We start from the raw sequence: 577 nt of genomic DNA, 5'->3' as shown, positions 1-577 counted from the left end.
TCAAAATAATATAACAGGCTCCCTCAGAGGAGCCTTTTTTTAGTTGGTAATGGTTATGATTAAAAAATGTTTATTCCCTGCAGCGGGCTACGGCACACGTTTCCTTCCTGCAACTAAGTCGATGCCGAAAGAAATGATGCCAGTGGTGAACAAGCCATTGATTGAATATGGTGTTGAAGAAGCGATTGAAGCCGGTATGGACGGTATGTGCATCGTCACCGGTCGTGGTAAGCACTCGTTAATGGATCACTTTGATAAAAATTATGAGTTAGAGCATCAAATTAGCGGTACAAGTAAAGAAGCGCTGCTTGATGATATTCGTTCTTTGATTGATTCTGCGAGTTACACTTACATCCGTCAGCGTGAAATGAAAGGCTTAGGTCACGCTATTCTTACGGGACGTGAACTGGTCGGTGATGAACCGTTTGCTGTTGTGCTCGCGGATGACCTTTGTGTGAATGAGGACCAAGGCGTTCTAGCGCAAATGGTTGATCTGTACAAACAGTTCCGCTGTTCAATCGTTGCGGTACAAGAAGTGCCGGAATCAGAAACGCATAAATACGGTGTGATTGCTGGC

General features: G+C 44.5%; 1 protein-coding gene. It reads left to right on the top strand.

The genetic code is table 11. The features are described 5' to 3' along the window. Positions 1-55: 55 nt before the first annotated feature. Positions 56-577 (top strand): sugar phosphate nucleotidyltransferase (locus R8N47_RS27020; RefSeq protein WP_318186344.1); only part of this gene is annotated, 522 nt, incomplete at its 3' end.

The organism is Vibrio sp. 2132-1 (genome assembly GCF_033344315.1).
The sequence above is the reverse complement of the archived record's forward strand: the minus strand, read 5'-3'. Positions and strand labels throughout refer to the sequence as shown.